Source organism: Larkinella sp., from assembly GCF_965227735.1.
Taxonomy (GTDB): domain Bacteria; phylum Bacteroidota; class Bacteroidia; order Cytophagales; family Spirosomataceae; genus Larkinella.
Window position 1 is genome coordinate 39671 of record NZ_OZ245776.1, and the last position, 13099, is coordinate 52769.

General features: G+C 51.9%; 8 protein-coding genes. 1 reads left to right on the plus strand and 7 read right to left on the minus strand.

Annotation, left to right across the window (positions count from 1 at the left end; translation table 11 throughout):
• Window positions 1-5 precede the first annotated feature (5 nt).
• Complete coding sequence (locus ACO064_RS00155; protein ID WP_421825402.1) at window positions 6-782, plus strand: zinc-dependent peptidase; 777 nt, start codon at window positions 6-8, stop codon at window positions 780-782.
• 27 nt (window positions 783-809) lie between these two features.
• Here the strand turns inward: ACO064_RS00155 and ACO064_RS00160 are convergent, their stop codons facing one another.
• The 7 genes from ACO064_RS00160 to ACO064_RS00190 all read right to left on the minus strand — a co-directional run bounded on the left by ACO064_RS00160 (window position 810) and on the right by ACO064_RS00190 (window position 13098).
• Window positions 810-4349: a tetratricopeptide repeat protein gene (locus ACO064_RS00160; RefSeq protein WP_421825403.1), complete on the minus strand. Its 3540-nt coding sequence runs from the start codon at window positions 4347-4349 to the stop codon at window positions 810-812.
• A gap of 161 nt (window positions 4350-4510) precedes the next feature.
• Complete coding sequence (locus ACO064_RS00165) at window positions 4511-9643, minus strand: putative Ig domain-containing protein (protein WP_421825404.1); 5133 nt, start codon at window positions 9641-9643, stop codon at window positions 4511-4513.
• Window positions 9644-9746: 103 nt separating this feature from the next.
• The gene (locus ACO064_RS00170) at window positions 9747-10016 is read right to left on the minus strand and encodes a hypothetical protein (protein WP_421825406.1); all 270 of its coding nucleotides are present in this window, start codon (window positions 10014-10016) and stop codon (window positions 9747-9749) included.
• Window positions 10017-10045: 29 nt separating this feature from the next.
• Window positions 10046-11194: an NAD(P)/FAD-dependent oxidoreductase gene (locus tag ACO064_RS00175; protein WP_421825407.1), complete on the minus strand. Its 1149-nt coding sequence runs from the start codon at window positions 11192-11194 to the stop codon at window positions 10046-10048.
• A 50-nt stretch (window positions 11195-11244) separates the two neighbouring features.
• Complete coding sequence (locus ACO064_RS00180; protein ID WP_421825408.1) at window positions 11245-11910, minus strand: peroxiredoxin; 666 nt, start codon at window positions 11908-11910, stop codon at window positions 11245-11247.
• A gap of 32 nt (window positions 11911-11942) precedes the next feature.
• On the minus strand, window positions 11943-12140 hold the full coding sequence (locus ACO064_RS00185; RefSeq protein WP_421825409.1) for a hypothetical protein: 198 nt from the start codon (window positions 12138-12140) through the stop codon (window positions 11943-11945).
• A 214-nt stretch (window positions 12141-12354) separates the two neighbouring features.
• Window positions 12355-13098: a LytR/AlgR family response regulator transcription factor gene (locus ACO064_RS00190; RefSeq protein WP_421825410.1), complete on the minus strand. Its 744-nt coding sequence runs from the start codon at window positions 13096-13098 to the stop codon at window positions 12355-12357.
• Window position 13099 lies beyond the last annotated feature (1 nt).

Consider the following 13099-nt stretch of genomic DNA (forward strand, 5'->3'; position numbering starts at 1 on the left):
TTTGCATGGCCTACTTGATTTTTGGTCTTGCCGTTCTGCTGCTCGGCGGGCTAATCTGGAGCTACCGGCGACGGAGCCGCCCGGTTAGCCCGCCCGCAGCGACGGATTACCGCCCGCTGTTGCGGGAACACGTCGCGTATTACCGCGCGCTGAGCGACGACGATAAAAAGAAATTTGAAGCGCGTGTCGAGCAGTTTTTGAGTCAAACCCGCATCGAGGGCGTCGGCACAACGGTGGATGAGTTGGATAAAGTACTGGTGGCCAGCAGCGCGGTTATTACGATTTTCGGCTTCAAAGACTGGTCGTTTTACCGGCTGACGACGGTTTTGCTGTACGAGGACCGTTTCAATGCGGCTTTTGAAACCGACGGAAAAGGACGCAACATTCTGGGCATGGTCGGCGAAGGGGGCGCGTTGCAAAGCACGATGGCACTCTCGAAACCGGCACTGCACGAAGGCTTTGCGGACGAATCCAGCACCGAGAATACTGGCATCCACGAGTTTGTCCACCTCCTCGACAAAGCCGACGGGGCCACCGACGGAACCCCACGGTTTTTCCTGGACCGCAACCACGTCAAACCCTGGCTGCAACTGATTCATGCCAGTATTGCCGACATCCAGGCCAACCGCTCCGACATCGACCCCTACGCCCTGACCAACGAAGCCGAGTTCTTCGCCGTGGTCTCCGAGTATTTCTTCAAACGCCCGGAGTTGCTGAAGGAGAAACACCCGGAGTTGTTTGTGCGGTTGGAGGATATTTTTCAGCAGCGGTTGGGGAGATAAAGTCTAATATCTGAACAATTCTAGAAATTACTTTTGTGCATATTCATCTAGCTTTTTTTGAATTAACTGAATGAATTTATCGTATTCTTCTTCTCCGACCATGTTTTTAATTTTAGTGAGCCAATTTTCAGGTTGGTTAGTATAGGAAGAGCTTATCTCACTTAAAATCTGATAAGCCATATAAAAAAAAGTGGTCGCAACTCTTAAATTCTGGAAGTTATGAAAATAAAACTCACCCAACCTAAATAAAGTATTTCCTTCTCCACCTTTGTCCCTAATTTCACGCTGAATTGTCCGAATACTGTTTAAACATTTAATTGGCACCTCATAATTTCCCAAGGCAAAGTACGATCTCCCTATATCATCAAGTGCAGAGATCTCCCTCGTTTTTGCTCCAATTTTTCCATAAATTTCTAAACTTCGATTTGAATAATCTATTGCCAACTCATACAGTTTTAAAGAAAAATAAACTTGCCCAATATTTTTCAAGGAGTCACCTTCTCCAATTTTATCTCCAACATCACTCCGGATTTGACGACTATCCTCCAAATACTTTAACGCACGATTGTATTTACCCGCTTTTTCTAAACAAAATCCAATGTTATTTAGCGTATTACCTTCGCCAACTCTATCCCCAATTTGTCGTCGGATGAACAGGCTATTTTTAAAATACTTCAATGCTATAACACATTGCTCCATTCGTAAATAGGCTTGGCCGATATTATTCAATGTTACCCCTTCACCATACTTATTATTTGTTTCTTGTCTGATCACCAAGCTTCTTTCCATGTATTCTAAAGCTTTTCCATTTTCTCCTTGTTCAAGATAATGCTGTCCAATATTATTTAATGAAGATCCAATGCCATTTTTGTCCTCATTTTGGCTATTTAGTTGTAATCCCAATTGCAATGATTCAAGGCTCTGATTATAATCGCCAATATTATTATCAATTATTCCTAATATGTTCCAAGCATGAGCTTTAATGCTTGGATTGATTCTCTTCTTTAATATTTCATTCAATAAATCTTTAGCAACAGGGTACAACCCCGCCAATCGAAGATCATATACTAGATCAAATACCGTATTCGCATACTTATCCCAAGCTGTAGCATGTGCGAAATAGTCCTTTGCCAATAGTTTATCTTCCGAAGTTGGTTGTTTTTGAAAGAAATCACCTATTCCTTCAGATAATTCGTAAAAATGTTCTTGTGTCATCTGCTCTTGCCCTTTTAGCCACACACGTGTCAATGCGTGCACTTCAAATTGCCGTTCATTTTCGTCCCAAAAACAAAGAGACCAGTCGCGCAATGAAGCCAAAACCGGCAGCAATTCAACAACATCTTTCTTCATTACTGCACCTAAAGCCACCACAGATGACCTACTAAAAAATACTGAAATCACGCTAAATACCGCCTGTTCAACTTCTGTCAATTGATTTAAAATCCGATCCAGAAGCAAATTTTGGAAAATGTCTGTTTCTACTTTCCTGACCTGAATATCAAAATTTGCCAAATCAAAATTCTGATCTTTATTTACTAAGCCTTCGAGAATTTGTAAACCACGGGGATGTCCGTCAATTCTTAGATGAACAATATCTCGTTCTTTTTCAGAGAGTTGGCGGAGAGTTTCGGAAGAGTTTAGATATCGATATTCTTCGGCATAACTCATTTTGTCAATTGGTATGTAAATCAACTCGGTATCAAATCCGAGTATTCGATACCGAGTTGTAAATAGAATATGACAGGACGAGGGAGCTTTTTTCAATAATAAATAAAAAAATATTCGAAGGCTTTCCGAAACAATTGTTTGCTGCTGTAAATCCTTTTCATCAGTTTGAATATCTTCAAAGTTGTCAAAAATTAAAATAGTTGGATGTCCTTGCAGGTAGTTATCAATCAATGATTGTAATTTCTGTCCAGAATCTTTCTTTGGATCATCCAGTTGTTTTTTAAATTGATTTGATAAAAAATCACCCGGTTGCTTTGATTCTTTCCATTTTTCAAAAAGCCATTCTAGGATTACAGATTCCTGAATTTCTCCCTTTCCACGAAAAATTAATATATCGTGTCCGTTTTTTCGGCGGTAGTGTTCGGCAAACGCTTCGGCGGTGGTGGTTTTTCCCAAACCGCCCAAACCATGCAGACAAACGGCTTTACCTTGTTTAAACGATTGCCGTAACTGGATTAATAACCGCTTTCGCCCAATAAATCCCTCACCAATCAACCGCGTGTGGCTTCCCCGAATGAAAGCCGGTTTGGGATAAAACCGGTTCAGAGTTTCCGTATAGTATTGTCCTTTTTTCACCAGCACTCCAATCGCCTGATTCTGATACAGCACGGGCGTAAACCATTCCGCCGGGGTAAAAACCGTTGGCGCATTCTTCCGTCTTTCCTGGACATGCTCCCACAACGCCAGCCGGGCATCATGCATCGCTTTCGTCAGCGTGTCGCCGTAGGCCAGCTTTTTGTAGAGGATTTCGGTAAATAGCCGGGCTCCGATGTCGGTCACCGAAAACCGCATGGCCAAAATGGCGGGCAAACCCACGGCGGCCATTTGTTCGGCAGTGCTGCCTTCCGACCCGCCCACGGCGGTTTCGCAGGCACTCAACACCAGCAATTTGATCGACGAAAAACCGTTCAAGGCCTTCCCCAATTCGCGGCCCGTCGTTTGGCGTTCGTTGCCATCCTCATCTTCCAGATACAAAACTCCCTCTTTCACCGCATCCACGTACGAACCGTGTCCGCTGATGTGGACAATATCATGGCTTCGTGCGGCTAAAGCTTCCTTAATTTCTTCCAGATTGGCACAATCCAGAATTTCCATGACCAGTTTCGGTTGCTGATCACCGGTAGCTTCCAGGGAGCGCACGGCTTCGATGATTTTCCGCTGCTCTTCCTCGATTTCCAGCAACTGGCTCTTTCCGGGCAGGTTTTCGGGCAAGGCCGGAATAAACAACAGTTTAAGCGGGGCGGCTTCAGCCGTTGGTCCTTGCCGGTTAAATTGCTGCAAGATTTTCTCCCGGCTGCGAATCAGTCCAAAGTTATCTCGCGGCAGTTCATTGACACCGCCAGGCGTTAGTTTTGGCAAAACCATCTCCCATGGCAGGTTCTGGATCTGTTCGTCTTCTGTCGAAATAACCAACAGCAAATCGCTGATTTTGTGCGATTGCAATAGCGAAAGGAAGTCGCAGCAAACGGTGCCGATATCGCCCGAGAAAAAGGTATTGTAAAGTTCATCCGCCAGCACCGTTTCCCAATTTTCGGGCGAATGCGTGTCAAAAGCACTTCGGTAGCGGTTTCCATCTCCCCCACGTCTGTAGTTCTGAAATTCGTCAACTCGTCCAAATAAGCTTTCGGAGATGACTACGTTCAGTGTTTCCCGAAACAGATGGATTGTTAAGTCATCTTCGGATTTTACCGATAACATGGCTTCGTAGCCCGAAGCTCCTTTTTCGATACGGAGGAACAGAATGCTGTGCGGGAAGTCCCGCTCGATGACGTAAATCTTGTCGCCAATATGGACATTACCACCCGCCGTAATGCTGCCATAAACGATATTTTTCTGCATGGGATAGGAAGAGAACCGGTCAAAACCGAAGATACCGAATTATCGACAAGCAGATGATCCAATAGGATGATTTTACACAAATCGAATCCCCTTGAAACCCAAAATCCCCCAAACCAGAATTTGTCCTTCCAGCTTGGGGGATTGATCCTTAAAAAGCAATGCTACCGTTTCTGTATTTTCAGCGTAACCTGGCTTCCGCCCTGTTGTACCCGAAGAAACAGCAGGCCCGCCGGTTGTTGTCCAACGGATAGCGACTGGCGCTCAACGGCTTTCGCCTGATCAATCCGGCGGTGGCTCACCAGCCGACCATTCACATCCGTCAATTGCAGGTCAACCGCCTGGCCCCCGGCACCCTGGATTTCTACCGCCACCTGATCTCCAATAACCGGGTTGCCCAGAACCGTGACCTGAAGTTCCGGTTTCTGTTCGGCCGACAAGCGGGCCGGGGCACACTGGAACGCTTTGGGTGAACCTTTCAGTACAAAGTTCGACCCCAACACCCGCGCCAGCACCAGCATCCCGTTGGTAACACTGCCCGGTGGCGTAAACTGATAGGCATGTGCGCCGTTGCCTTTGCCCGCGTCCTTCAGATCCTGGCGGGAAATATTGGCTAACGTGCTGCCCAACACCGTGATGGTGCCCGGACTGGGTTCGAGGTAAAACTCGACCGTCAGCGGGGTGTTGGGTTTGTTGCGGTCCCAGACCCAGCCCCGGATGCCTCCGCAATCCAGCTTGTCCAGATAGCCTTCGAAGCTGCCCGTCACCGTCGTGGTCGACGCTGGCTGAACCGTCAACGGGAAACTCACCGAGTTGGTCAGGTGGCCATCCGTGGCCGAGTAAGCCAGCACAAAGGTGCCCGCTTCGGAGGGCATCCCGCTGATGACCCTCGTGGTGGGGTCGATCGACAAGCCTTCCGGCAGTCCGCTCAGAGCATACGTCAGCGCGTCACCATCCGGATCGGTGAAGGCTACCAGCGTTCCCGAGAAAGGAACACCGACCTGAGCCACCACGGGCGTAATCAAAACCGTTGGCGTGGGCGGCTGCGGAGACCGGTTGCCCCCCGGCCCGGCGTTGCCCTGGCAGATCAGGGCTTTCGGCGAATCTTTCAGCACAAAGCTGTTGCCCGTCACCTGCGCCGAGAGATTGTGGGGCAAACCGTCCTTGAGATTTTCGGGAATTGGCCAGATAAAGGCGTGTTTTCCGTTCCCCTTCCCGGCATTTAACAAGTCCTGCCGAAACTGGTCGGCCATCAGGGTGGCAATCACGTTGGTGCCGTCGAGAATATCGATGGAAACGGCGGTATTGGGTTTGTTGCGATCCCAGGCCCAACCCCGGAACGTGGCGCAATCGGCTCCGTAGATGAACCCATCGAACGAACCGGTGACGGTTGGCGCGTTGACCACCACGGTTACGCTGGCGGGATCGCTGATACAGGCCTTGTCAGTACAAACGGCCTGATAGACAAAGGCTCCGGGCGTGCTGGTGACCACGGTGATGGCTCCGGTTCCCGAGGAACCGCCCGGCCCGGTCCAGTTGAGCGTCCCCGAACAATTGCTGGCCGTTAAATTGACCGCCGGAACCCCCTGCGTGACGGTGGTGCTAGTGAGGTTGGGAAGGGACGGGATCGCAGCAACGAGCAGTCCACTCATGGCCGAGGCTGACTGTTCATTCGCAATGATCGTCAGGGTGAAACTTTGGGTACCCGAGCCACTGGCTACCAGCGTCTGGCTGAACGGATTGCTGCTGCTGGTGCCCGTCACTGGCGCGCTGCCGTTGGTGAGCGTGTAGGCATAACTGCCCGATACATTCCCGACGGTGGCGGTGAAGGTGACCGGACTCCCTGCACAAACGGTGGCTGAACTGGCCGTAAAATCCGTCAGGCTGGGAACGGCAGCGGCTCCCTGATAAACCAGTTTGACATCGTTGGCGGTATAGACGACTGTCCAGCCTGACGGAACGGTGACGGAACTGAACGTTCCATTGAGCCCCCATGGTGCCTTTAAGAGGGTCACTTCATCACCATTGGTCGGGGTATAGCCAATCGACACGGTTAACGTACCGCTGATGGTGGCGGTGTAGTTCACGGAAATCTGGTCGTAGTCGACACCCGCCTTGCCGGTTCCTTTCACATCGATTTCCAGGGTGCTGTTGCCAAAATCCCGGCTTCCGTTGAAACTGATCCAGCCGGGCGAATACCCCGGCGACAGCGTGCCGCCCGCGTGGAGAAAATTCGCCCCATCGATGGAACCGGTTCCTTTGAAAACGCCACCGGTTTTATTGGTGAAGGTGCTGCCAAATGCTTCATTGAAATGCGCCAGTAGTTTGTTGTCCGCTGGTGTTAATGCGCCAATGGTAACGGTTCCTGCATTCGCGAAGTCCTCTTTTTCGATATCCAAACCGCCCAGAAAAAAATGGTCGATGTTGATTTGTCCCCCCGCTTGGTTGGCAAAACCCGCCCGGTTGATGATGCCATACTGCATCACAACGTTCTGGGTTCCGATGGTGAGGGTTCCGGCATTGGTAAAGGAAGCGGGGGCCGTCAGGGTGATGTTGTGAAGCCCGACGTATGAGGAGCGATCGATTTTGAGGTTTCCTCCCGCGTTGTTGGAAAAAGTGGCCTGGTTCTCCAGCCCTGTCGAACCCACACCGGCTACCCCGCCGAGGGTGATGGCGGCTGCATTGGTGAACGTTCCCAAACGGTTGTAAAGGCCAATTTCGCTGGAACGGTCAATCCGGACATGGCCGCCCGTTCCGGTATTTGTAAAGGAATTCTCATTTACAATACCATACTTTCCTGTCATTTCAGATTCAGATGCTCCGATGGTGATGGCGGCCTCATTGGTAACCGTACCTTTACCCTGATCATTCGAAATTTTCGTATTGAGAATACCGGCTTCAGTGAAGCGATCGATGCTGATTGATCCTCCGGAATTGTTGAGGGGACCAACGTTGTAAATCCCGTACTCGCCGACACCCGCTACGCCACCGATGGTAAGGATGGCCGAATTGGTGAACGACCCCGAATGGCCGATGTTCGAAGCGTTGTAAACTCCATTTTTGGTCGAGCGGTCAACCCGGATATGGCCGCCTGCATTCGAAAATACGCCGTAATTATAAATCCCGTACTGCCCGATAGTTCCTGATCCGCCGATGGTGAGAGTCGCCGAATTGGTAAAACTTCCTTCGGCAATGTACACTCCGGCAGTAGTGGAACGGTCGATGTGGATGTTTCCCCCGGCGTTATTCTTGAAAATACCGGCTTCCTGAACGCGAATGCCCACATATCCCACACCGGCAATGCCACCGATGGTGATGGCGGCTGCATTGGTAATCGTGCCGGCGATGAGATTAATCCCGTAGTTATCGGAACGATCAACAGCAATCGCTCCGCCCGAATTGTTGTTAAAAGTCCCCCGGTTTTCAATCCCCGAGCGTCCCACTGTAGCGATAGACCCGATGTTGATGGTCGCCGAATTGGTAAAGCTTCCACTGATCGACTCAAGTTCGTCGGCATGGTTCACCAGCGCCCGCAGCGAGGACCGATCGATTTGGGTGGTTCCACCGGTGTTGTTGAAGGTCGCGCTGTTCCAGATACCGTGATACCCCACCGTGGCATTCGCCCCGATGGTGAGGTCGGCCGCATTGGTGAAGGTGCCGCTGGCGTGATAAATGCCGGTGTCGGTCGAGCGGTCAATCCGGATATGACCACCCGCATTGTTGTTGAAAGTAGCCTTGTTCCAAACGCCATAAGCCCCCACGTTGGTGTTTGCGCCAATGGTGATGGCAGCCGAATTGGTGAAGGTCGCATGGATCGACTGGGCGACGTCCCCATTGTTCATCACCGCCCATTCGGAGGTGCGATCGATGTGGATGCTCCCGCCGGTTGTGTTATTGAACGTCGCATCGTTCCTGATTCCCTGAAGCCCGACGCTGGCCTGCGCCCCCATGGTGATGTTGGCCGCATTGGTGAAGGTGTTGGCCGTGTGAAACAGCGCAGTGGTGCCGTACCGATCAATGCTGATGTGGCCGCTTCCCTGATTGATAAAAGCCGCCCGGCTGATCAGGCCATACGTTCCCACAATCTCCGAGGCACCGATGGTGACGGTTCCGGAATTGGTAAAGGTGCTGGCGGCATGATGAAGTCCGACGTAGGAGGAACGATCGATGTGGAGGTCGGCCCCCGCATTGTTGATAAAAGTCGCCTGGTTTTCCACTCCCGTAGCTCCGACACCGGCGTTCGCGCCGATGGTGATTGACGCCGAATTGGTGAACGACCCCGACGCGTTGAGAAGCCCGATTTCGCCGACGCGGTCGATCCGGATCTGGCCGCCCGTGTGGTTGAACGTTCCCCAACTCGACAAGCCATAATTTCCCGCTGGTTCTGTAGCCCCGATGGTGATGGCTGCGGCATTGGTAAAGGTGCCGTCCGCGTGGTAAAGCCCCGTTCCGCTGGTGCGATCGATGGTGATGGCGCCCCCCGCGTTGTTGTTGAAGGTGCCCCGGGTTTCAATGCCCGCGCTGCCGGCCGTCGTCGAGGTTCCGGCCGAAACGGTCGTGGCATTGGTGATGGTGATGGTGGCGGAATTGGTAAAGGTAGCATCGATCGATTTCGCAGCTTCGGCATAGTTCACCAGCCCCCGAAACGTCGCCCGATCGATGCGGATGGTTCCTGCGGTGTTGTTGAAGGTGGCATTGTTCCAGATGCCGTGCAGCCCAATATCGGCCAGCACGCCGATAGCAATGTTTGCTTCGTTCGTAAAGGTGCCGCTGGCCTGAAAAATTCCGGTATCTGTCGAGCGATCCAGGTGGATTTCTCCACCGACTTTGTTGGTAAAACTTCCCTGGTTGATCATCCCGTATTTTCCGACGCTGGCGACCGAACCCAGGGTCAGGTTGCCGCTGTTGTCGATGGTGCCGAGATTATTTAAACCCGCCGTGAATTCAGACGGGGTGCTGTAGGTGGCGAACCCGTTGATGGTCAGGCTTCCGGTCGCGTTGATGGTCAGCAAGCCCCCGGCCTGGATGAGCACCGATTGGGCCACGGCCGCCGTTCCACCGGCAACAATGGGGTCATTCGTAACGTCGGGAATGATGACGTCGTCGGTGGCATCCGGTACCCCCGCCGACCAGTTGCCCGGTTTGTCCCAGGCGCTATCCACATCACCCGTCCAGGTGGTCTGCGCAAACGCGCTGCTGGTTACCCAAGCAAACAGCGGAAGTAGCAGCCAAAACCGCCGGGTGGCAGTTCTACACCCGGCATTATTCATTGTAGGGTTCAGTAGTGATTCTCTCATAGAATTTTCTATTTCATTGGTGGACGACGATTGACGAATGACCATCGACGATTGCCAATGGTCGGCGGTCAATCGTCATCCGTCAATCGTCGTTCGCCAATCGTCATTCAGCAGTATACAGCATGACGTCTTCTACCCGGAATTTAACCAGTTCGATGACCTGTGCCTGGGTTCTCATCAACGGCGGAATGGCGCGAAGTGCGCTTTCTTTGTTCTCAAAATCGTAGATAAACCACATTTTATGAACGCCGTCTTTACAGCCCCAATGCGCGTGGGAGATGATGTGCGAGCCGGAGGTCAGGAAAACGTTAATCACTTTTTTACATTCCGACACCGTCTCCGAGTGCGGGATTTCAACGAGATAGGTTGGCATTTTCTGGGTGTCTAGGGGTAAACAAAGATTCAATTTTCAACGGAAGGGATTCCGAACCAGCGGGCTTTTCGGCTGGAGCCGAAATGGTCCTTGTCAACGACCAGCATTTCGGAGGGTTCGTGGTGAATACCGTGGGGCTTGGGCCCCGAGAAAAAATCGACATCCACCCGGCCCACCCGGCCTTCGCCAAATTCGATGTAACAGGAGCCCGCACCCGTATAGGCGGACGCGTTATCCTTCCCACGAAACGATGCGATGATGGAAGCAGCCGCAATTTTGGCCGCCCCTTCCGCAAAAACCCCGGCTTTGGGGGTTCCAACGCTGGTGACATCGCCGATGGCGTATACGCCGGGAAACCGGGTGAGCAGATCCGTCTTCGTGACCGGGATCCACCCGTTTTCGGCCAGACCGCTTTCCAGAACGACATCCGGTGCTACGTGTTTGGGAATACCGAGGAATAAATTGTACGGCATTTCTGTGCCATCGTCCAGCATAGCGACTTTTCGCGATGCGTCGAGCGAACGGACTTTCCGCTGGGGAATGAACTGGATGTGCCGTTCTTCAAACGCCCGGAGCAAGGCTTTCGACGTATCGGGCGACGGTGGAATGGGTGAGCCAAAAGGCATAACGATGCTGATGGTGCAAGCGTCCCGCAGCCCGCGTTTGAGCAGGTAATCATGCAGCATCAAAGCCGCTTCGCTCGGAGCGGGCGGACACTTGAACGGTGCCCCACATACGCCGACTATGGCGTGACCACGGGTAAACTGTGGAATGACGTTCCGTAACGTTTCGGCCCCGGCAAACGAGTAATATTCATGGCCACCTTCCGCCAGTCCCGGCGTGGCCGCCAGGTCGTAATTGGCACCCAGGGCAACCACCAGCACATCCGCATCGTAGGTGGCCTTCTGGGTCGTAACCTTTTTGGCAACCGGATCAATTGCCGTGATGGTTTCCTGCCGGAACCGAACGCCCGGTTTGACCAGGTGACGGTACGGAATCTTGACCGCATCCGCCGGTTTTCGCCCAAACATTACATCCAGTTTGGAAAAACCGAAGAAAAAGGAATCGTGTTGATCGATCAACGTCAGATCCAGCTCATTACCGAGGGTTTCCGAAAGAATGGTGCTGAGTTCCAGGCCACCAAAGCCTGCTCCGAGTACCAGTACGCGTAATTTCATGGTACGGTTTTTAGTGGACGGTTTGATTGGAAATCGCCTTGATATGACCCTCAGTTTTTGCCCGGTTGAGCCACGATGCGCAGGTACGGTTTGATGGTTTTCCAGCCATTCGGGTATTTTTCTTTGGCTTCCGCATCCGAAACGGCCGGCACAATGATCACATCGTCGCCATTCTGCCAGTTGACCGGCGTCGCCACCTTATGAGCTGCCGTCAGTTGCATGGAATCCAGCACGCGCAGGATTTCGTGGAAGTTGCGCCCGGTGGTCATCGGGTAAGTCAGGTGCAGTTTGATTTTCTTGTCGGGCCCCACGATAAAAACCGTCCGGACGGTGTGGTTGGTGGCCGCCGTCCGGCCCTCCGACGTTCCGGGTTCATCGGCCGGCAGCATGTCGTACAGCTTGGCGATGGCCAGGTCGGTGTCGCCGATCATCGGGTAGTTGACCGGATAATGTTGCGTTTCTTCGATGTCGGCTTTCCATTTCAGGTGGTTCTCGACCGGATCGACGCTGAGACCCAGGACCTTGCAGTTGCGTTGTTCAAAATCGGAAGCCAATTTGGCCATATACCCCAACTCGGTGGTGCAAACCGGGGTAAAATCTTTCGGGTGGGAAAAGAGAATGGCCCAGCCGTCGCCGACCCAATCATGAAAATTCAGGGTTCCCTGGGTCGTTTCCGCCTGGAAATCAGGAGCGATGTCACCTAATCTGAGACTCATGGTGTTTGTTTTTTGGAGGGTTTGAAAAATGGTTAGAGCAGCAGGTATCGTTTTTGGCACTGTTCGCATTCGTATTTTTTGGGCGTTATGGTGCCCAGCGATACCAGCCTGATAAACCGCCCGGCGATGGATCGTTGGGGAGAAAGCACCAGATTGCCGCCACAGTGGCTGCAGCGAATCCCCAGAATAGTCCGTTTGATGATGATTTTGTCCAGATCGAGCAATCCCATAACGGAACCAAAACTGTTACCGTTTGGGCAAATGACCAACTAAAAGGGACGAATGTAGCTTGTGTGGGATGAACGAAGGGAACTTGGGGAAGGGGGGATTTTGACCATTGACGATGGACGGTTGGCCATTGGCCATTGATTGTTAACTTTTGACGTCGCCCATTGGCAATAGTCACCGGTCCATCGTCAGCCGTCAATGGTCAATGGTCAATGGTCAATCATCACTTTTCAGTCCCAACGCTTTGAAAAGCTCTTCCCGGTGGGATTTGCCGATGGGAATCTTAACCCCTTGCAGGGAAATTTCGGTTGGGAAAATATCCTCGATGTGGTTGATATTTACGGCGTAACGCCGGTGGATGCGGATGAACAAGGCGGGGTCCAACTGTTCCATAAAATCGTGGATGGTGGAGCGAACCATCACTTTCTTTTGGGAAGCCAGATGCAGGGTCACGTAATTGGCGTCGCTCTCCAGATAAAGCAGTTCCTTCAAAAACACCTTTCTGAACACATAACCGTCCTTCACAAACATGAAATTTCGGGCCGGGTGTGTGGCTACCGGCGCGGGCTTGACATCCGTCTGATTCCCGGTAAAGTTGCTGAAGGCGATTTCAATGGCCGCAAACAGTTCTTCCTTCGTAAACGGTTTTACGATATACGCATGCGGTTTTACCTTTTTGGCCCGGTCGATCGTTTCGGCATCGCTGTTGGCCGTTAAAAAAATAAACGGAACCGGATCGGATTCATTGAGCTTCTGCGCCACATCGATCCCGTCTTTCCGACCGGCCAACTGGATGTCGAGCAATACCAGATCCGGCTTGTCGTGTTCGAGCATTTCGAGGGCTTCGGTGTAGGTGATGGCCGGGCCGCAGTGCGAATACCCCAGCTCGTCGAGGGTATTCAGAATCGTCCGGGCAATCACCAGTTCATCCTCCACAACGCCTATTTTTAAAACAGCCATG

Coding starts and splice junctions, on each gene's coding strand:
- ACO064_RS00190 (WP_421825410.1), bottom strand. CDS start 13,098: ATGGCTGTTTTAAAAATAGGCGTTGTGGAGGATGAACTGGTGATTGCC.
- ACO064_RS00185 (WP_421825409.1), bottom strand. CDS start 12,140: ATGGGATTGCTCGATCTGGACAAAATCATCATCAAACGGACTATTCTG.
- ACO064_RS00165 (WP_421825404.1), bottom strand. CDS start 9,643: ATGAGAGAATCACTACTGAACCCTACAATGAATAATGCCGGGTGTAGA.
- ACO064_RS00175 (WP_421825407.1), bottom strand. CDS start 11,194: ATGAAATTACGCGTACTGGTACTCGGAGCAGGCTTTGGTGGCCTGGAA.
- ACO064_RS00180 (WP_421825408.1), bottom strand. CDS start 11,910: ATGAGTCTCAGATTAGGTGACATCGCTCCTGATTTCCAGGCGGAAACG.
- ACO064_RS00160 (WP_421825403.1), bottom strand. CDS start 4,349: ATGCAGAAAAATATCGTTTATGGCAGCATTACGGCGGGTGGTAATGTC.
- ACO064_RS00170 (WP_421825406.1), bottom strand. CDS start 10,016: ATGCCAACCTATCTCGTTGAAATCCCGCACTCGGAGACGGTGTCGGAA.
- ACO064_RS00155 (WP_421825402.1), top strand. CDS start 6: ATGGCCTACTTGATTTTTGGTCTTGCCGTTCTGCTGCTCGGCGGGCTA.